Origin of the sequence: Streptomyces sp. NPDC050535, from assembly GCF_044457665.1 — a bacterium.
Classification (GTDB): domain Bacteria; phylum Actinomycetota; class Actinomycetes; order Streptomycetales; family Streptomycetaceae; genus Streptomyces.
In genome coordinates this window covers 492,382-511,264 of record NZ_JBITHE010000004.1, presented here as the reverse complement: position 1 = coordinate 511,264, position 18,883 = coordinate 492,382, and the positions used below count along the sequence as shown (strand labels likewise).

Genomic DNA, 18,883 nt, shown 5'->3' with positions numbered 1-18,883 from the left:
GCTACGGCGTGAGCTGGGACCGCAGCCACTGTTCGACCTCGCCCACGTGCGCGGCGGCGGCCGCCCTGGCCGCCTCCGGGTCGTGCGCGACGAGAGCCCGGTGAATCGCCGCGTGCTCGCGCCGGGTCCGTTCGAAGGCCCCCTCCTCCTGGTAGCCGCGCCAGACCCGGGCCCGGAAGGTACGGGAGGAGAGGCCCTCCAGGATGGCCGCCATCGTCTCGTTCCCGGCCGCACCCGCGATGGCGCGGTGGAAGGCGAGGTCGTGCGCGAGGATCTCCTCGGGGTCGTCCGTCGCGTTCATCGCCGCCAGGTGTTTCTCGACATCGGCGAGCTGGTCCTCGGTGATCCGCGCGGCGGCCAGCGCGGTCGCCGTCGACTCGAGGATCCGCCGGATCTCGAGCAGCTCGACCAGTCGCGGACCCCGGGACAGATCGGCCACCACGCCGAAGGTCTCCAGGAGGTCCCCGGCCTCCAACTGAGTGACGTAGATGCCCGATCCGTGCCGCGCCTCCAGTACCCCGAGCACGGTGAGCGCGCGGATCGCCTCACGCATGGAGCTGCGGGAGATCCCCAGCTGGGCGGCGAGATCACGCTCGGTCGGCAGCCGCTGCCCCGGCTCCAGCCGCCCCTCGCGGATCATCTCCTTGATCCGGTCGATGGCGCGCTGCGTCACGGTGCCCTTCTGCCGGGCGGGCTCGTCCACGCGATCTCCTCCAGTTGCCGGGTGCGCCGCAGTCTAACCAGCCAAGTGGTCCGACCACTACGGCCGAAAGTCAGGAAATTTTGGCGTCAAGGGGTGTTGTGACCCCGAAGTGGTCTGATAAATATTCGGCGCGGCGGCTGGAAGAGGGACCCTCCGGCCACCCGTCCTGCTCGATCTCGCTCAATGAGGAGCCGTCAGATGGCCGGCAGAACTGTGCGGAACACGCGAATCTCGTCGCGAACGGTGCGTGCGGCGGCTGCGGCCGCCTGCGCCACCCTCATGCTCGCGGCCTGCGGCAGCACCAAGGACACGGTCGCCTCGGGCGACTCGGGAGGCGACGGCGACGGCAAGGTCGGGGTGATCCTGCCCCTGCTGACCTCGCCGTTCTGGCAGTCGTACAACGACTACGTGCCGAAGATGGCGAAGTCCGAGGGTGTGAACGCGCTCAAGACCGTCAACTCCAACAGTGACCCGTCGCAGCAGATCACCGACATCAACAACCAGCTCAACCAGGGCGTCGAGGGCATCGTCGTGGCCCCCCTCGACAGTGCGGCGATAGCCGCCGGGCTCGACCAGGCCGAGCGCAAGGGCGTCCCCGTGGTCGCCGTCGACGTGGCGCCCGAGAAGGGCAAGGTCGCCATGGTCGTACGCGCCAACAACGTCGCGTACGGGGAGAAGGCCTGCGAATACCTCGGCGAGCAGGTCAAGTCCGGCAAGGTCGTGCAGATCATGGGCGACCTGGCGTCCGTCAACGGCCGTGAGCGCTCCGAGGCCTTCCGCACCTGCGTGAAGGAGAAGTTCCCGAAGCTGTCGGTCCTGGAGATCCCCGCCAAGTGGGAGTCCGACACCGCCGCCTCCAAGCTGGACACCCTCCTGAACGCCAACCCCGACATCAAGGGCATCTACATGCAGGCGGGCGGCGTCTACCTCGCGCCCACCCTGCAGACCCTCAAGTCCAAGGGCATGCTGAAGACGGTCGGCCAGGCGGGCCACATCGCCATCGTCTCGAACGACGGCATCCCGCAGGAGTTCGACGCCATTCGCAAGGGCCAGATCGACGCCACCGTCTCGCAGCCCGCCGACCTGTACGCCAAGTACGGCATGTACTACATCAAGGCGGCGATGCAGGGGAAGACCTTCAAGCCCGGCCCGACCGACCACGACTCCGAGATCGTGAAGCTGCCCAGCGGCATCCTCGAGGACCAGCTGCCCGCGCCGCTGGTGACCAAGGACAACGTCGACGACACGTCGCTCTGGGGCAACACGGTCGGATGAGTACACCACTGGTGGAGGCACGGGGGGTGGCCAAGCGGTACGGCCCCACCGTCGCTCTCCAAGACGGCCGGCTCACCGTGTTCCCCGGTGAGTCCCACGCCCTCGTCGGCCGCAACGGCGCGGGCAAGTCGACCCTCGTCACCGTCCTCACCGGCCTCCAGGCCCCGGACGAGGGCACGGTCAGTTTCGACGGCGAACCGGCGCCCCCGCTCGCCGACCGGGACGCCTGGCGCCGCAAGGTGGCCTGCGTCTATCAGAAGCCCACCGTGGTACCGGAGTTGACGGTCGCCGAGAACCTCTTCATCAACCGTCAGCCGACGGGCCGGGGCGGCTTCATCAGCTGGCGCAGGCTGAGGTCCGAGGCGGCACAGGTGCTGGAGACCTGGGACGTGCACGTCGACCCGGAGGCGCGGACCGCCGACCTCAAGGTCGAGGACCGCCAAATGGTCGAGATCGCAAGGGCGTTGAGCTTCGGGGCCCGCTTCATCGTGCTGGACGAACCGACCGCTCAGCTCGACAACCGCGAGATCGAGCGGCTCTTCACCCGCATGCGCGCACTCCAGGACTCCGGCGTCACCTTCCTGTTCATCTCGCACCACCTCCAGGAGGTGTACGAGGTGTGCCAGACGGTCACGGTGCTGCGCGACGCACGCTGGATCACCACCGCGCCGGTCGCCGAACTGCCGCGCGCGGCACTGGTGGAGGCCATGGCGGGGGAGGTGATCGCCGAACGGTCCGTGCAGACCGGGAAGGTGGACCGGGAGGCGCCGGTCGTCCTCGACGCCAGGGGGCTCACCTCCGACGCGTACGAGAACGTCGATCTGACCGTCCGCCGCGGCGAGGTCGTCGGCCTCGCCGGCTCCAGCGGCAGCGGGAAGACCGAGCTGGCCGAGTCCTTCGCCGGACTCCACACACCGAGCGGCGGCACGGCGCAACTCGGCGGCAAGGGGCTCCCGTTCGGCGACGTGCAGGCCACGCTGAGGGCGGGCGTCGGCTTCGTCCCCCGGGACCGGCACGACCAGGGCCTCGTCTCCGGCATGACCATCGGCGACAACGCCACCATGACCGTCCTCGACCGGCTCGGCCGCTACGGCTTCATCGGCACCGACCGCAAACGCACCTTCGCCTCCGAGCTGATCGAACGCCTCGACATCCACACCGAGGGCCCCGACCAGCCCGTCTCCGACCTCTCCGGGGGCAACGCGCAGAAGGTCGTCATGGCCCGCGCGCTCGCCTCCGACCCGCGGCTGCTCGTCCTCGTCAACCCCACCGCGGGCGTCGACGTGAAGTCCAAGGAGTCCCTGCTGTCCCGCGTGGACAGCGCCCGTGAGGACGGCACCGCCGTACTCGTCGTCTCCGACGAACTCGACGACCTGCGCCGCTGCGACCGGGTGCTCGTCCTCTTCCACGGCCGCGTCGTCGCCGAGCATCCGGCGGGCTGGCGCGACCACGAGCTGATCGCCTCCATCGAAGGAGTGGACCATGGCTGACACGAAGGCCCCGTCGGCCTCGACCGCCACGCCCGTACGGGTTCCCGACCCCCGCGCCGCCAAGGCGGTGCTGCTGCGGCGGGCCCGCGAACTCGCCCTCGTGCCCGCGCTGTTGCTGCTCCTCGTCCTCGGCGCGTTCGTCAACGACTCCTTCCTCACCGAGCGCAACCTGATCTCCATCCTGGGCGCCTCGGCCGCGCTCGCGATGGTGGTGCTCGCCGAGTCGCTCGTCCTGATCACCGGCAAGTTCGACCTGTCGCTCGAGTCGGTCGTCGGCATCGCACCGGCCGTCGGCGCACTCCTGGTGCTGCCCGCCGCGCAGTCCGGCTGGGGCACCGAGTTCCCCGCCGTGCTCGCCATTCTCGCGATGCTCGTGGTGGGCGGTGTCGTCGGCGCCTTCAACGGCATCCTGGTCGTGAAACTCAAGCTCAACGCCTTCATCGTCACCCTCGCGATGCTGATCGTGCTGCGCGGCCTGCTGGTCGGCGCCACCGAGGGCAAGACGCTGTTCGGGATGCCCGACTCGTTCTTCTCGCTGGCCACCACCACCTTCCTGCGCATCCCGATGTCGGTGTGGCTGGCCGCCGTCGCCTTCGGCGTCGCGGGCCTGATCCTCAGGTACCACCGCATCGGACGTGCCCTGTACGCGATCGGCGGCAACGCGGACGCGGCCCGGGCCGCCGGTATCCGCGTGGAGCGCGTGATGCTCGGCGTCTTCGTCGTCGCGGGAGTCCTCGCCGCCGTCGGGGGGATCATGCAGACCGGCTACGTGGGGGCGATCAGCGCGAACCAGGGCAACAACATGATCTTCACCGTGTTCGCCGCCGCGGTCATCGGCGGCATCAGCCTCGACGGCGGCAAGGGCACCATGTTCGGCGCCCTCACCGGCGTGCTGCTGCTCGGCGTCGTGCAGAACCTGCTCACGCTCGCCCAGGTGCCGTCCTTCTGGATCCAGGCCATCTACGGCGGAATCATCCTGGTCGCCCTGATGATCGCCCGTGTGACCACCGGCCGAGCCCAGGACTGACACCTCGACCCCGCACGGTCACCGAGGATCCCCTGTCACCGATCGAAAGGCCTTCCGTGTCCCCGACCCCCGCCCGCGTCACCGCGGTCGACACCTACGACATACGTTTCCCCACCTCGCGCGAGCTCGACGGCTCCGACGCGATGAACCCGGACCCCGACTACTCGGCGGCGTACGTCGTCCTGCGCACGGACGCGGCCGACGGCATCGAGGGGCACGGTTTCACCTTCACCATCGGGCGGGGCAACGAGGTCCAGGTCGCCGCGATCGACGCGCTGCGCGGGCATGTGGTCGGACGGTCCGTCGACGAACTGTGCGCCGACCCGGGCTCCCTGGGCCGAGACCTGATCGGAGACAGCCAACTGCGCTGGCTCGGCCCCGAGAAGGGCGTGATGCACATGGCGATCGGCGCCGTGGTCAACGCCGTGTGGGACCTGGTGGCCAAACGCGCGGACAAACCGCTGTGGCAACTGCTCGCCGACGCCGAACCGGAGTGGCTGGTGCGGCAGATCGACTTCCGCTACATCACCGACGCGCTGACGCCCGAGGAGGCGCTCGACTTCCTGCGGCGAGGCAAAGAGGGTGCCGAGGAGCGCCGGGCCCGGCTCGTCGAGCGCGGCTTCCCCGCCTACACCACCTCGCCCGGCTGGCTCGGCTACAGCGACGAGAAGCTCACCCGTCTGGCAGCCCAGGCCGTCGCCGACGGCTTCACCCAGATCAAGCTGAAGGTCGGCGCGGACCTGGCGGACGACGTACGCCGATGCAGAGTCGCCCGTGCCGTCGTCGGCCCGGACATCCGCGTCGCGGTCGACGCCAACCAGCGCTGGAACGTCGACGAGGCCATCGCCTGGACCAAGGCCCTCACCGAGTTCGACCCCTACTGGATCGAGGAGCCCACCAGCCCCGACGACATCCTCGGCCACGCCGCCATCCGCAGGGCCGTCGCCCCGGTCAAGGTCGCCACCGGCGAGCACGTCCAGAACCGCATCATCTTCAAGCAACTCCTCCAGGCCGGCGCCATCGACGTTCTCCAGATCGACGCGGCCCGCGTCGGCGGTGTCAATGAGAACCTGGCCATCCTGCTGCTCGCCGCCAAGTTCGGCGTACCGGTCTGCCCGCACGCCGGCGGGGTCGGCCTGTGCGAACTCGTCCAGCACCTCTCGATGTTCGACTTCGTCGCGCTCTCCGGCACCACCGAGGACCGCGTCATCGAGTACGTCGACCATCTGCACGACCACTTCCTCGACCCCGTGGTGATCCGCGAGGGTCACTACACGGCACCCACCGCACCCGGCTTCTCGGCCGCCATGCGGCCCGAGTCCATCGCGGAGTTCACCTTCCCCGACGGCACCTTCTGGGCCGCCGACCTCGCCGAGCAGCGACTCACCGACCCGAAGGGAGCAGCGGCATGACCGACTTCGAGGGCCTCAAGGCACTGGTCACCGGCGGCGCCGCAGGTATCGGCCGGGCCACCGCCGAGCTTCTCGCCGCCCGCGGCGCCCAGGTCGCCGTACTCGACCTGGACCCGTCGTCCGTGCGGAAGCCGCTCCTCGGCTACCGCGCCGACGTCTCCGACGACACCTCCGTCACCGAGGCCGTGGCCGCCGCCGTCGCCGAACTCGGCGGACTCGACGTGCTGATCAACAACGCGGGCATCGGCGCGGCCGGCACCGTCGAGGACAACGACGACGAGCAGTGGCACCGGGTCCTGGACGTCAACGTCGTCGGCATGGTCCGTACGGCGCGCGCGGCCCTGCCCCACCTGCGCGCCTCCGCGCACGCGGCGATCGTGAACACCTGCTCCATCGCCGCCACCGCCGGACTTCCGCAACGCGCCCTGTACGCCGCCTCCAAGGGCGCCGTGCTGTCCCTCACCCTCGCGATGGCCGCCGACCACGTCCGCGAGGGCATCCGGGTCAACTGCGTCAACCCCGGTACCGCGGACACCCCTTGGGTCGGCCGCCTCCTCGACGCGGCCCCCGACCCGGTCGCCGAGCGGGCCGCACTGGAGGCCCGCCAGCCCTCCGGCCGTCTCGTCTCGGCGGCCGAAGTGGCGGGCGCCATCGCCTATTTGGCCAGTCCGCTGTCCGGCGCCACCACCGGCACCGCGCTCGCCGTCGACGGCGGCATGCAGGGGCTGCGGCTGCGTCCGGCGGGACAGTGAACGCGCTCGGGAGGAGCGGCGTCGAGGTCAGCGCACTGTCCTTCGGCGCCGCGGGCATCGGCAACCTGTTCACCGCGGTGAGCGACGAGCAGGCGCGGGAGGCCGTGGACGCCGCCTGGGCGGGCGGCATCCGCTACTTCGACACGGCCCCGCACTACGGCATCGGGCTCTCCGAGCGACGCCTCGGCGCGGCCCTCCGGGACCGGCCGCGCGCCGAGTACTCCGTGTCCACCAAGGCGGGCCGCCGTCTGGAGCCTGCGGACCCGGCGGCCGGTGACGACCTGGACGACGGATTCGCGGTGCCCGCCACGCACCGCCGCGTCTGGGACTTCAGCGCGGACGGCATACGCCGGAGCCTGGACGCCAGCCTCGAACGCCTCGGCCTCGACCGCGTGGACACCGTCTACCTCCACGACCCGGACGACCACGCCGAGCAGGCCTTCCGCGAGGGCTACCCGGCCCTGGAGAAGCTGCGCGCCGAAGGCGTGGTGGGCGCGATCGGCGCGGGCATGAACCAGACCGAGATGCTGACCCGCTTCCTGCGCGACACGGACGTCGACGTGGTCCTGTGCGCCGGCAGGTACACCCTGCTCGACCACCGCGCCCTCACCGACCTGCTGCCCGCGGCGCGTGAACGCGGCAGGTCGGTCGTCATCGGCGGCGCCTTCAACTCCGGCCTGCTCGCCGACCCGAAGCCGGGAGCGACGTACGACTACGCCACCGCGCCGCCCGGGTTGCTGAAGCGCGCCCTGCGTCTGCGGGCGATCGCCGAACGGCACGGCACGACCCTGCGGGCCGCCGCCCTGGCCTTCCCCGCCGCCCATCCGGCGGTGGCGAGTGTTCTGGTGGGCGCCCGCTCATCGCACGAAGTCCGTGACTGCGTCGAGCAGTTCGCGACGCCGGTACCCGCGGCCTTCTGGCAGGAACTGCGGGCCGAGCACCTGCTGCCCTCCGATGCCCCCGTACCCGTACAGGAGCCGTCATGAGAGTCGTGCTGCACACCAGGGTCCGCGCGGACCGCGTCGCCGAGTACGAGGCCGCCCACCGAAAGGTCCCCGCCGAACTTGTCGCCGCGATCCGTGCGGCGGGAGCCAGTTCCTGGACGATCTGGCGCAGCGGCACCGACCTCTTCCACCTGCTGGAGTGCGAGGACTACGGCCGGATGCTCGCCGAACTGGAGAAACTGCCCGTCAACATCGCCTGGCAGGCCAGGATGGCGCAACTCCTCGACGTCGTGCACGACTACTCCGGCGCGGGTGCGGAGGCGGGCCTGCCCGTCGTATGGGAGCTGCCGTGACCGTCGACGCCCACCACCACGTCTGGGACCTCTCGGTCCGGGACCAGGACTGGATCGCAGGGGCCGAACTCCAGCCCCTGCGGCGGAACTTCACTCTCGCGGACCTCGCACCGGAAGCACGGGCCGCCGGAGTCGACCGCACGGTCCTCGTGCAGACGATCACCGTGGCGGCCGAGACCCCCGAATTCCTCGCCCTGGCGGCGGAGACCGAACTGATCGGGGGAGTGGTGGGTTGGACCGACCTGACCGCGCCGGATGTCGCCGACGAGCTCGCGCGGCTGCGGGAGCTGCCGGGCGGCCGCTACCTGAAGGGCATCCGTCATCAGGTCCAGGGCGAGCCCGACCCCGAATGGCTGCTGCGTCCGGACGTACGGCGGGGACTCGGCGCCGTCGCCGACGCGGGGCTCGTCTATGACCTGATCGTCCAGCCCCACCAGCTGCCCTCCTGCGTCGAGGTGGCGGCGGCGCTGCCCGAACTCACCTTCGTGCTCGACCATCTGGGAAAACCGCGCATCGCCGCCGGCGACCTCGAACCCTGGGCGTCCGACGTCCGGGCACTCGCCGCCCGGCCCAACACGGTGTGCAAGCTCTCGGGCATGGTGACGGAGGCGGACCCCGCGAAATGGACGTCCGACGACCTGCGCCCGTACGCGGACACGGTCCTGGACGCCTTCGGGCCCGGCCGCCTGATGTTCGGCACCGACTGGCCGGTGTGCACGCTGGCCGCAACGTACGGCCAAGTCACCAAGACAGCCGGGGAGTTGACCGCCGGCCTGGGCGCGGGCGAGCGCGAGCAGGTCTTCGCGGGTACGGCCACCCGCGTCTACCGCCTCTGAACCCCCGAGTCGAGCCGAGTCGGCGGCAGGAACTCACTTGCGTACGTCCGCTGCCAGCACGCGCCCGTCTCCCGCAGCTCGCGCCAGGTCGTGTAGCGGTACCGGTAGAGGCGGGCGCGGACATAGCGGGGCGGGGCGTCGGCCGGGAACGGGCAGTGGCGCAGCAGCCGTAGCGTGTCGCGGTCGTTCTCCAGGAGCCGCTCGACGAGACCCGCGAACCAGGTGTCGGCGTACGCGGGTGAGAGCGCCGCGAACCACATCATCCAGTCGAGCCGCAGATGGTACGGCGCGAACTGGCGCGGCCAGTGTCGCGGATCGCCCGGCTTGCCCTTGAACTCGTACTCCCGCCAGCCGGAGTCCGCACGCGGCTGCTCGTCCGACGTTCCCTCGATGACCACCTCGTGACGCACGCGGCCGATGCTGCCGAACGCGCCGTAGGCGTTGACCAGATGGAGCGGGTCGAAGGAGCGGTTCATGACCTGGCGCCGGGACAACAGATTGCGGACCGGGTGGTAGCCGAGCGCCAGCAGGGCTGTGGCCACCGCGAGGACCACGACCTCGTACCAGCCGGGTGCGCCGGTCATGTCCGGTGCGTCGGTGGGGAGTTCGACCGCCGACAGGGCCAGCACGATCGTGATCCAGTTCAGCCAGGAGAAGTTGCCGGACAGGATCAGCCACAGCTGGGTGAGGATCATCAGCGAGGCGGCGGCGGTGGCGATCGGCTGCGGTGTGAACAGCAGAACAGGGACGACCAGTTGGGTGAAGTGGTTGGCGGCCACCTCGACCCGGTGGAGCGGGCCCGGGAGGTGGTGGAAGAACCAGCTCAGCGGACCCGGCATCGGCTGGGTCTCATGGTGGTAGGCGAGACAGGTCAGGTTCCGCCAGCAGGGATCGCCCCGCAGTTTGATCAGCCCGGCGCCGAACTCGACGCGGAACAGCACCCAGCGCAGCAGGAAGAGGACGACGACCGGCGGAGCCACCTCGTCGTTGCCCAGGAAGACGGCGAGGAAGCCCACTTCCAGGAGCAGCGACTCCCAGCCGAACGCGTACCAGGTCTGGCCCACGTTGACGACGGACAGATAGAGCAGCCACGGCACGAGCCACAGCAACATGGCGCCCCAGAGCGGCAGATGGGAGTCCAGACCCGCGATCAGCGCCACCGACACCGCGCAGCCGCTCCAGCACCAGACCCCGAAGAAGCGGTCCGAGTAGTGGAGCTGGAACACACTCGGCGCGTGCCGGAACGGCGTCCGCGCCACGAAGCGGGGGACCGGCAGCATCCCGTGCTCCCCGATCAGCGCGCGGAACTGGAGCGCCGCGCCCAGGAACGCGACGAGGTACACCACGCCGAGCGCCCGTTGGAGGACGAGCCGGCTGAGCCAGTACTCGGGTGCGACGAACCACTCCACGATGGGTGCCCTCCTCTCCGTCCCCATTGTGACGCTGGGTGACCGGCTCCGCTTGCGACACCCAAGTGGGTGACGCAGACAATGGGTGACGAACTGCCCGGAACGGACGGGAGAACGTGGTGCGCAAACCCTCCAGAACCCTCGCCACAGCCTGCGCGCTCTCGGCGGCGTTCCTCGTCGGCGGGTGCGGCGGCGACGGCGGCCGGGACCGGACGTCCGACGGAGCCGGCGGTGAGCTGTTCCTCGAGCCGGTCGCGGCTCGGGGCACCGATCCCTTCACGGACCCCACCGCGACCCCACCTCCCGTCACCCGAATGCCGCAACCGGCCCCGACCGGCAATGCCTCCGCCCCGACCGGCAGCGCCCCCGCCTGGCGGAGCGCGCGCTCCCTCTCGGGCTCCACGCCGGGCCTCTACAGCGGCGTCCACGCCGTCGGGAGCTGCGACGTGGAGAAGCAGATCGGACTTCTCACCGCCGACCGGACCAGGGCCCAGGCCTTCGCGCGGACCGCCGGCGTCTCCCGGGCCTCGGTCCCGGGTTATCTGCGAGGGCTGACCTCGGTCGAGCTGCGGGCGGACACGCGGGTCACCAACCACGGGTTCAGCGACGGGCGGGCGGCCGGCCGTCAGTCGGTCCTCCAGGCGGGTACCGCCGTGCTCGTCGACAACCGGGGCGTGCCCCGCGTCCGCTGCGGCTGCGGCAACCCGCTGAAGCCGCCCGTCGAGTCCGGGCGGACCACGGACACCCACGGACAGGCCTGGTCCGGATACCGGACCGCCGAGGCAGTCGTCGTGACCCCGGCGCCGACGGTGATCACCAACATCACGATCATCAACATCGTCGACAACACCTGGATCGAGCGGCGGATCGGCGACGACGGCCACCACGACCACGCCGTACGGCCGCCGCGGGACTGGACGCGGTCTCCGGAACCCGAGGACTCGTCTCCGGGCGGCCGCCCGAGGGAGGAGGACACCCGGCCGGACGAGTCGGCGTCCGACTGTGTGACACCCATCGTGACGGTGGCGCCTGGGGAGACCGGGAGTGCCCCGGGGGATCCCGCCGACCGCGCCCCTGAGGGGCCTGCGGACTGCGCCACAGCCACCGTCACCGCCCCGCCCGCGACGGATCCGGGAAGCACACTGCCCCCCACGGACGAGAGCACCGCTCCCGAGACGGGGACGGAGACGGATTCCGGGCCGGACACGACCACGCCCGACCGGTCCACCCCCGAGGACCTGTCGACCTCCGACGGCTTCTCCATGCCGGAGGAGCCCTCCACGCCCGAGGAGCTCTCGTCCCCGCCGGACTCGACGACGTCGAACGAGGAGGTCGGCCCCGACACGGTGCCGGAGAGCCCCGACATCCCCGACGGCGGCGGGCTGATTCCCGACGACCCGACCACCTCGGACAGCGTCTTCGACGCGGCGACCGACATGTCCGGCGGTTGAGCGTCCGCCCGCCCCGGGAGCCAGGCACCGGGCTCCCCGGAAGCCAAAGTCGAATAATCCGGAAAATCCTGACAAAGTGGGCACATGGTTGATCGGGGAGCGAGCGCCCTGTCACTCCCGGACGACTGGCCCGCCCACCCGGATCCGATCCTGGCGCTCAACCGCATGGGCAGCTTCGACTGGGACCTGGACGCCGGATTGTTCCAGATGGACGCCCAGGCCCACGAGGTCTTCGACCTGCTGCCCGGGGAGTACGACGGGCACTCGGAGAGCCTCTCCGTGCGCGTACCTCCGGTCGAGGGCATCCGCCTGGACACCCTGGTCTCCCAGGCGCTCAAGGACGGCAGCGAGAACTACGGCGCCTACTTCCGCATCCGCTGCCGAGACGGCTCCCTGCGCTGGACCCACACCCAGGGCTACATCCGCCGTGACGAGACCGGCCGGCCCCGCCGGATCATCGGCATCGTCCGTGACGCGACCCAGGAGCTCGGAGAGCGCGCGGCGCGCCGGGAGCAGGCCGCCCAGGACGAGGCCCGCCGCCAGCAGACGAGCGTCGTGCAGATCACCACGGCGGCCCTCGCCCACGCCCGCACCGTCCAGGACGTCATCGACGTCCTGGAGGACACCCAGGGCATCACCCACCTCGGGGCCACCAGCCTGGTCATCGGCCTCGTGGAGGCCGGCCGCATCAACATGGTCGCCGCGGGCCCCAGGGACAGCTACGTGCCGGGCACCCGGATCACCCGCATCGACGCGCGGTACCCGATGAACGAGGTCGTACGGAGCCTCCTGCCGCACTTCATCGAGTCACCGGAGGAGTTCGCCGAGTCGTACCCCCTGCTGTGGCCGCACATCACCGACCTGAAGATCACCTCGGCCGCGTATCTGCCGCTCATCGTGCAGGCCAGGCCCATCGGCGCGATCGGCCTGCTCTACAACGACCGGCACGGCTTCTCGGAGGAGGACCGCAACGTCCTCCTTGCGCTCGGCAGCAGCATCGCGCAGAGCCTTCAGCGGGCCATGTTCTACGAACAGGACAAGGATCTCGCCCAGGGCCTCCAGCAGGCCATGCTGCCGCGCTCCATCCCCGACGTGCCCGGCGCCGACATCGCCGTCCGCTACCGCTCCGCCTCCCTCGGCAGGGACATCGGGGGTGACTGGTACGACGTGATCCCGCTGCCCGGCGGCCGCGTCGGCGCGGTCATCGGCGACGTCCAGGGCCACGACACGCACGCCGCCGCCGTCATGGGCCAGCTGCGCATCGTGCTGCGCGCCTACGCCGCCGAGGGACACACCCCGGCCACCGTGATGGCCCGCGCCTCGGTCTTCCTGAAGGAACTCGACACCCAGCGCTTCGCCACCTGCCTCTACGCCGAGGCCGACCTGTCCACCGGCGTGGTGCAGCTCGTGCGGGCCGGCCACATCGACCCGCTTGTCCGGGAATCCGACGGCGGCTGCCGCCGACTGCCGGTGGCAGGGGGCCTGCCGCTCGGTCTGTCCGCCGAGTTCGGCTGCCTCGAATACCCCGTGAGCACCTTCGAGCTGGACCCCGGGCACGCCCTGCTGCTCTACACCGACGGCCTGGTCGAGCAGCCGGGCATCGACCTCGACGAAGGCATGCGCACCCTGGAGGCGCTCATCCGCTCGGGCCCGGACGACGTCCACGACCTCGCGGACCGGCTCATCGACGTGGCCGAGGACCGCGGCGGCGACGACGACGTCGCCCTGCTGCTCCTGCGCCGACGCACCCTCACCGCCCAGCAGTCCGGCGGACGCCTCCAGCAGCATGTCGCGGCAGGTGACCCGGAGGCGCTCGTCGGGGCCCGGCACATGATCCGCGCGGCTGTCGTCACCTGGGACGCGGCGGAGCGCGCCGACGAGATCGAGCTGGTCGCCGACGAGCTGATCACCAACGCCCTGATGCACACCGAGGGCTCCGCGATCGTCACCCTGCGCGCCCTGACGGGCACCGACCGACGGTTGCGCGTCGAGGTCGAGGACTCCTCCAGCGCCCTGCCGCGCCGCCGCGAGGCCGGTGAGTCCGGCGTGTCGGGCCGCGGCCTCCTCCTCGTCGACCGGCTCACCGACGTCTGGGGCGTGGAGGCCCGCGGCGGCGGCAAGTGCGTGTGGTGCGAGTTCATCGTTCCGGAACGCGACTGACCTCCGGTCCACATCGTGATGTCGGCGCTCGGTGGCACTCTGGACGTATGCCGGAACTGCCCGAGGTCGAAGCGCTGAAGGACTTCCTGGCCGACCACCTCGTCGGCCGCGAGGTCGTGCGCGTGCTGCCCGTCGCCATCAGCGTCCTGAAGACGTACGACCCTCCCGTCAGCGCCTTCGAGGGCCGCGAGGTCACCGCCGTGCACCGGCACGGCAAGTTCCTCGACATCGAGGCGGACGGGCTGCACTTCGTGACCCACCTGGCCCGCGCCGGCTGGCTGCACTGGAAGGACACCCTGCCCGACGGTCCGCCCCGCCCCGGCAAGGGCCCTCTCGCGCTGCGCGTCGCCCTGGAGACCGGCGAGGGCTTCGACCTCACCGAGGCCGGCACCCAGAAGAAGCTCGCCGTGTACATCACACGGGATCCGGCGACGATCCCCGGCGTCGCGCGCCTGGGCCCCGACCCGCTCGCCGACGACTTCGACGAGGTGCGGTTCGCCGGCCTGCTGGCCGGCGAGCGGCGTCAGCTGAAGGGCGCGCTGCGCGACCAGAGCCTGATCGCGGGCGTGGGGAACGCGTACAGCGACGAGATCCTGCACGCCGCCAGGATGTCGCCCTTCAAGCTCGCCTCGACGCTGAGCCCGGAAGAGACGCGGCGACTGTACGAGGCGCTGCGCTCCACGCTCACCGAGGCCGTGGAGCGCTCCCACGGGCTGGCCGCCGGACGGCTGAAGAAGGAGAAGAAGAGCGGTCTGCGGGTGCACGGCCGGGCGGGGGAGCCCTGCCCGGTGTGCGGCGACACCATCCGCGAGGTGTCCTTCAGCGATTCCTCGCTCCAGTACTGCCCGACCTGCCAGACGGGTGGGAAGCCGCTCGCGGACCGCCGGATGTCGAAGTTCCTCAAGTAGCCCCGCGCCGACGGCACCTGACGTCAGCTGCCGGTGCCGGGCTTGAGCGTCACCAGGTGTTCGCCGGCCGTCGTGCGCACCTCGAACCGGCTGATCTCCGTGGGCCGCAACGCGGCGCCGCCCTGCATGCTGGTGGCCTCGCCGCTGTCCTCCCGGGCCATCCAACTGGTCACCGTCTGCTCGGAACCGTCCTTGCCGACGGCGATGAGCTGACAGGCGCGCGGTCCTCCCGCGTCCTTGACCCGCACATCGACCTCGCTGCCCCAGACCCGGTCCTCGGAGGTGACCTGCGCCCACACACCGGTCTCCGCGTCCGTCGCGGCGACCTGCGTGGTCGGCGCGCCGTCCGCCGTCAGGATCGCGACCGCCGGCCCGCCCGCCGCGATCACCACGCAGGCGGCCACGGCGTACAGCCACCGTCGGCGCCCGGCCCGGTGCCGGTTCGCCACCTCGCCCAGCAGCCGGTCGAGCAGCCGGGGCCCGGGGGCGGCGAAGGGGTGCACAGAGCGCGGGGTGGCCCGGCGGTACAGCATCATCTGCCGTGCCGCGGGCCGGAACTCACTCACATGGGTGGCGCACTGAGGACACTCCATGAGGTGATCCTCGAAGCGGAAGGCGTCCGCCTCATTCAGCACACCGAGCGCGTATGCGCCGACGTCGCGATGCCGTTCCAGGGACCTCATACCGAATACCGAATCCTCGTGGCGATGGTGGTGATGATGCGGGGTGGGGGTGCTGTTACTGCTGCCCACCGGTACGCACCAGACCGCCGAATCACTCAAGACCCGTTCGGAATAGCGACCAGGACGTTCGGAGCGGGTGGGCCCGCGGATTGGTGCGAGCCCGAAAAAGTTTGGAGAGCGGAGAGAACGGTCAGAACAGATGGATCGCCAGATGCCCGAGCGGTAGTCCCAGCCGCCAGGCGGGCGTCCACACCTTCGGCCCGTCGTCCTCTCCCGGCACCGGTCCGCCACCGGGCACGGCGTCCAGGTCAGGGGCGAGCAACTCGGTCTCCTCCAGCCAGCGCCAGGCCTCCGAGGCCAGTTCCAGGTCCGGGTCGGGGGCGCCCGAGTCGACGGCCTCGGCCACGAGCCGCGCCATGTGCTCGCGCACCCAGTCCTGCCACGGCTGGTCGTACGCCGTCAGCGAAAGCCAGGTCTCCAGTTGGGTGATGACCCTGATGCCGGAGAGCTCACCGCCGACGTCGGACAGGAAGATGGTCAGCGCCAGGGCATCCCGCCCCGCGCGGAACTCGAAGGAAGTGGGCGGCATCAGGTCGCCGGTCCGCAGCAGTTCGTCGGCGATGTACTCGGCGTACAACCACGCCATGGGAACGGTGAGTTCACCGCCGCCGGTGCCTTCCGTGCTTTCTTGACCTCTGTGCAGCATCCCTTCCTGCCTTCCTCCGGTGCGTGCGCGTCGCCCGACCCCGGGCCCCAGTCCGGAACACGGATGAGGACAGCAGATTGCTCAACCATGGTCCTTGGCAGGCGCTTTACGGAGGCTTGACCCGACCTTCGGTTTCAGCGCAGGTCGGCCGCGTATCCCGGAAGTACCCGGCGCAGGGCGCGGAGCGCGTAGTACGCGCGGGACTTCACCGTACCGGGCGGAATCCCGAGCGCCGCGGCGGCCTCCGCCACACTCGCCCCCTGGAAGTACACGAGCACCAGGACTTCACGGTGCTCCGGAGTGAGTGTCTTCACAGCCTCACGCACATCGAGCGTCGCCGCCGACCTTTCGGCGTGGTCGGCACACACGCGAGCACTCTCCAGCACCGCGTCCCCCACCTCGGCCGGCCGCGCCTGACGGGCCCGCCGGGCGTCTATCGCCAGCCGCCTCGCGACGGTGAGCAGCCAGGGACGTACGGAGTCGAAGTCGTCGGCACGCAGCGCCTCGGGGTGCTGCCAGGCCCGTACGAAGGTCTCCTGCACCAGATCCTCGGCGCGCTGGCGGTCGCCGTCGGAGAGCCGCAGGAGCAGCGCGAAGAGAGGGCGGCCGTGCTCGCGCTGAAGCGCGGCCAGCTCGTGCTCGGCGGTCGTTCCGCGGGCGATGGTGGTGGTTCCGGCCGTCATGGCGTGTATGCCAGCCGGTGCCGCTCCGTGAGGACAGGGCCGGCACACGGTTGTGCGGTGGGCGGTCGATGCCGTCGGTGAACGGCGCGACGAACGGTCCATCGGGTGAGCGTCGCCCTCGGTAGCCGGCACTCCGCTTTCCGGACGGCCATTCGTTCCGGCGTGTCCGTCCGCAAGCCGCCGGACGGGCGAAAAGCGTGCGTCGCTCCTTGACTCCGAGCCGTACGCGTAGGTGGATTCACATCGGTTCGTATTTAAATGTGACTGCATCGGGGCTGGGTATGAGGACACGTACGCGCCGGACCGTCTTGGCCATCGCGGCCCTGACCGTCGTCACTGGCTGTCAGGCCGCCGGGGACCCGCCGGCCGGGCGGACCGGGCTGCCCGCGGCTCCCGCCGACCCCCGCGAGTTCACTCTCGTCGCCTCCGGTGACGTACTGCCGCACACCTCCGTCATCGAGCGGGCACAGGCGGACGCGGGCGGCGACGGATACGACTTCCGCCCGATGTTCGCCGGGGTCCGACCCGTCGTGTCCGGCGCGGGGCTGGCGATCTGTCATATGGAGACGGTGTACGGCGGGGACGGCGACTACACGGGCTACCCGACCTTCAAGTCCCCGCCCCAGGTGGCCGAGGGGCTCGCCGCGACCGGCTACGACGCCTGCTCCACCGCCTCCAACCACACCCTGGACGACGGAGCCGAGGGCATCCGGCGCACCCTGGACGCGCTGGACCGCGCGGGTGTGCGGCACGCCGGCTCGGCGCGTACGGAGGCCGAGAGCGGTGCCACCGTGATGCGGGCGGGCGGCGCGACGGTCGCGCAACTCGCCTACACCTACGACACGAACGGCCTTCCGCTTCCGCAGGGGCGGCCCTGGGCCGTCAACCTCATCGACCCCGACAGGATCGTCGCGGACGCCCGGGCCGCCCGGAAGGCGGGCGCCGAGGTGGTCGTCGTATCCCTGCACTGGGGCACCGAGTGGCAGGACGAGCCGGACGAGCGGCAACTGGCCCTGAGCGAACAGCTCACCGCCTCCCGCACGAACGGGCGCCCCGACATCGACCTCCTCCTCGGCACGCACGCCCATGTCCCGCAGGCCTACGAGAAGGTCAACGGCACCTGGGTCGTCTACGGGATGGGCGACCAGATCGCCGGCGAGATGACCAATCACCAGGGCGTCACGGACCCCCGGGGCAACGAGAGCACCATCGGCCGCTTCACCTTCGCCCCGCCCGCACACCCGGGCGGCCGGTGGGAGGTGACGAAGGCCGAGTTCATCCCGCAGGCCTACGACCTCGACGCCGGCCGCGTCGTCGACCTCAACGCCGCCCTCGCGCAGGGGGCCGACGTCGGCGGTGTCCGCGACCGCATCAGGTCCGTCGTCCTCAGCCGCGGCGCGGCCAAGGACGGCCTGGTGATGGGACAGTAGCGGGGTCCCCCGGGGTGTTCGGTGCCAGGCGTGCGGTTACGGAACGACGGTGACCGGCCAGCGCCCCGCCTTCACCAGCCGGATCGCCACGGACCCCACGATCCGGTGCCCGGCCTGCTCGGAGGCACCGACCACCACGGCGTCCGCCTTCAGCTTGTCCGCCGCGGTCACCAGGCCGTTGTACGGGTCGCCGCGGAAGGTGTGGAACTCCCAGCGCACATCGAATATCCCCTTGACCCGCTCCGCGGAGTCGCGGATCTGGGTGACGAGATCCTCGGCGATCTCGTCCGTCGTATCGGCGATGGGCACCCCGAGCGCCGCGCCCGCCGCCATCACGGGCTGGACATAGACGACGGCGAGCAGCGCGTGCTGCCGGCGGGCCAGGCCTCCCGCGTACGCCGCCGCGCGCAGTGAGGAGTCGGAGCCGTCCACTCCGACGACGATGACCTTGGGGCCGTCCGTGCCTCGCTCGAACCCCTGCGAGTGCTGCTGTTCCGTCACGGCTGCGAGGTTATCGGAACCCCCAGGTCCGGCAGCCACACGGGCACACCCGGTCCGGATGACCCGAAATGCGTGGGGCCATTGGTGAGCCGCCTCAGAAATGGTCCAGGCGGGTGCTTTCGTGGGCCCGCACCGGTGTTGCTGAGCCGCGCCGCCCATC

The 18,883-nt window shown here is 70.9% G+C and carries 18 protein-coding genes; 12 read left to right on the top strand and 6 right to left on the bottom strand.

The features are described from left to right. Nucleotide 1: 1 nt before the first annotated feature. Nucleotides 2-703, bottom strand: a complete 702-nt coding sequence (locus ACIBLC_RS12855; RefSeq protein ID WP_399210901.1) for a FadR/GntR family transcriptional regulator — start codon at nt 701-703, stop codon at nt 2-4. 198 nt (nt 704-901) lie between these two features. Here ACIBLC_RS12855 and ACIBLC_RS12850 point away from each other — a divergent pair, with 198 nt between their 5' ends. The 8 genes from ACIBLC_RS12850 to ACIBLC_RS12815 are packed head-to-tail and all read left to right on the top strand — an operon-like array spanning nt 902 to nt 8,792. Continuing rightward, on the top strand, nt 902-1,978 hold the full coding sequence (locus ACIBLC_RS12850; protein WP_399210900.1) for a sugar ABC transporter substrate-binding protein: 1,077 nt from the start codon (nt 902-904) through the stop codon (nt 1,976-1,978). Continuing rightward, nucleotides 1,975-3,468, top strand: coding sequence for a sugar ABC transporter ATP-binding protein (locus tag ACIBLC_RS12845; protein WP_399210899.1), 1,494 nt, complete (start codon nt 1,975-1,977; stop codon nt 3,466-3,468). The genes ACIBLC_RS12850 and ACIBLC_RS12845 overlap by 4 nt, the downstream gene beginning before the upstream one ends. Next, nucleotides 3,461-4,495, top strand: a complete 1,035-nt coding sequence (locus ACIBLC_RS12840) for an ABC transporter permease (RefSeq protein ID WP_399210898.1) — start codon at nt 3,461-3,463, stop codon at nt 4,493-4,495. Before ACIBLC_RS12845 ends, ACIBLC_RS12840 begins: the two co-directional genes overlap by 8 nt. Before the next feature lie 56 nt (nt 4,496-4,551). Continuing rightward, nucleotides 4,552-5,907 (top strand): L-fuconate dehydratase, encoded by a 1,356-nt coding sequence (locus ACIBLC_RS12835; RefSeq protein WP_399210897.1) that lies wholly within the window; start codon nt 4,552-4,554, stop codon nt 5,905-5,907. After that, nucleotides 5,904-6,659: an SDR family NAD(P)-dependent oxidoreductase gene (locus ACIBLC_RS12830; RefSeq protein ID WP_399210896.1), complete on the top strand. Its 756-nt coding sequence runs from the start codon at nt 5,904-5,906 to the stop codon at nt 6,657-6,659. The genes ACIBLC_RS12835 and ACIBLC_RS12830 overlap by 4 nt, the downstream gene beginning before the upstream one ends. After that, complete coding sequence (locus ACIBLC_RS12825) at nt 6,656-7,645, top strand: aldo/keto reductase (RefSeq protein ID WP_399210895.1); 990 nt, start codon at nt 6,656-6,658, stop codon at nt 7,643-7,645. The genes ACIBLC_RS12830 and ACIBLC_RS12825 overlap by 4 nt, the downstream gene beginning before the upstream one ends. After that, a complete protein-coding gene (locus tag ACIBLC_RS12820; RefSeq protein ID WP_399210894.1) occupies nt 7,642-7,956 on the top strand; it encodes an L-rhamnose mutarotase in 315 nt (104 codons plus the stop codon). Before ACIBLC_RS12825 ends, ACIBLC_RS12820 begins: the two co-directional genes overlap by 4 nt. Then, the gene (locus ACIBLC_RS12815; protein ID WP_399210893.1) at nt 7,953-8,792 is read left to right on the top strand and encodes an amidohydrolase family protein; all 840 of its coding nucleotides are present in this window, start codon (nt 7,953-7,955) and stop codon (nt 8,790-8,792) included. Before ACIBLC_RS12820 ends, ACIBLC_RS12815 begins: the two co-directional genes overlap by 4 nt. Here the strand turns inward: ACIBLC_RS12815 and ACIBLC_RS12810 are convergent. Next, nucleotides 8,780-10,201, bottom strand: coding sequence for a lipase maturation factor family protein (locus ACIBLC_RS12810; RefSeq protein WP_399210892.1), 1,422 nt, complete (start codon nt 10,199-10,201; stop codon nt 8,780-8,782). The genes ACIBLC_RS12815 and ACIBLC_RS12810 overlap by 13 nt on opposite strands. Nucleotides 10,202-10,320: 119 nt before the next feature. On the opposite strand from ACIBLC_RS12810, the gene ACIBLC_RS12805 reads away from it, so the two are divergent. From ACIBLC_RS12805 to ACIBLC_RS12795, 3 genes are all read left to right on the top strand, one after another. Then, a complete protein-coding gene (locus tag ACIBLC_RS12805; protein WP_399210891.1) occupies nt 10,321-11,652 on the top strand; it encodes a DUF6777 domain-containing protein in 1,332 nt (443 codons plus the stop codon). 84 nt (nt 11,653-11,736) lie between these two features. Next, nucleotides 11,737-13,812 (top strand): SpoIIE family protein phosphatase, encoded by a 2,076-nt coding sequence (locus ACIBLC_RS12800; RefSeq protein ID WP_399210890.1) that lies wholly within the window; start codon nt 11,737-11,739, stop codon nt 13,810-13,812. Between the two features lie 47 nt (nt 13,813-13,859). Further along, nucleotides 13,860-14,720 carry an Fpg/Nei family DNA glycosylase gene (locus ACIBLC_RS12795; RefSeq protein ID WP_399210889.1) on the top strand — a complete coding sequence of 287 codons (861 nt, stop codon included), beginning with the start codon at nt 13,860-13,862 and terminating at the stop codon, nt 14,718-14,720. Between the two features lie 23 nt (nt 14,721-14,743). Here ACIBLC_RS12795 and ACIBLC_RS12790 read toward each other — a convergent pair whose 3' ends face one another. From ACIBLC_RS12790 to ACIBLC_RS12780, 3 genes are all read right to left on the bottom strand, one after another. Next, nucleotides 14,744-15,403: a zf-HC2 domain-containing protein gene (locus ACIBLC_RS12790; protein ID WP_399210888.1), complete on the bottom strand. Its 660-nt coding sequence runs from the start codon at nt 15,401-15,403 to the stop codon at nt 14,744-14,746. Nucleotides 15,404-15,593: 190 nt separating this feature from the next. Further along, nucleotides 15,594-16,109 carry a hypothetical protein gene (locus ACIBLC_RS12785; RefSeq protein WP_399210887.1) on the bottom strand — a complete coding sequence of 172 codons (516 nt, stop codon included), beginning with the start codon at nt 16,107-16,109 and terminating at the stop codon, nt 15,594-15,596. Between the two features lie 134 nt (nt 16,110-16,243). Then, nucleotides 16,244-16,792, bottom strand: coding sequence for a sigma-70 family RNA polymerase sigma factor (locus tag ACIBLC_RS12780; protein WP_383689651.1), 549 nt, complete (start codon nt 16,790-16,792; stop codon nt 16,244-16,246). 281 nt (nt 16,793-17,073) lie between these two features. Between ACIBLC_RS12780 and ACIBLC_RS12775 the strand changes: the two genes are divergently transcribed. Next, nucleotides 17,074-18,222: a CapA family protein gene (locus ACIBLC_RS12775; RefSeq protein WP_399210884.1), complete on the top strand. Its 1,149-nt coding sequence runs from the start codon at nt 17,074-17,076 to the stop codon at nt 18,220-18,222. 36 nt (nt 18,223-18,258) lie between these two features. Here the strand turns inward: ACIBLC_RS12775 and ACIBLC_RS12770 are convergent, their stop codons facing one another. After that, the gene (locus ACIBLC_RS12770) at nt 18,259-18,723 is read right to left on the bottom strand and encodes a universal stress protein (RefSeq protein ID WP_399210883.1); all 465 of its coding nucleotides are present in this window, start codon (nt 18,721-18,723) and stop codon (nt 18,259-18,261) included. Nucleotides 18,724-18,883: the final 160 nt, after the last annotated feature.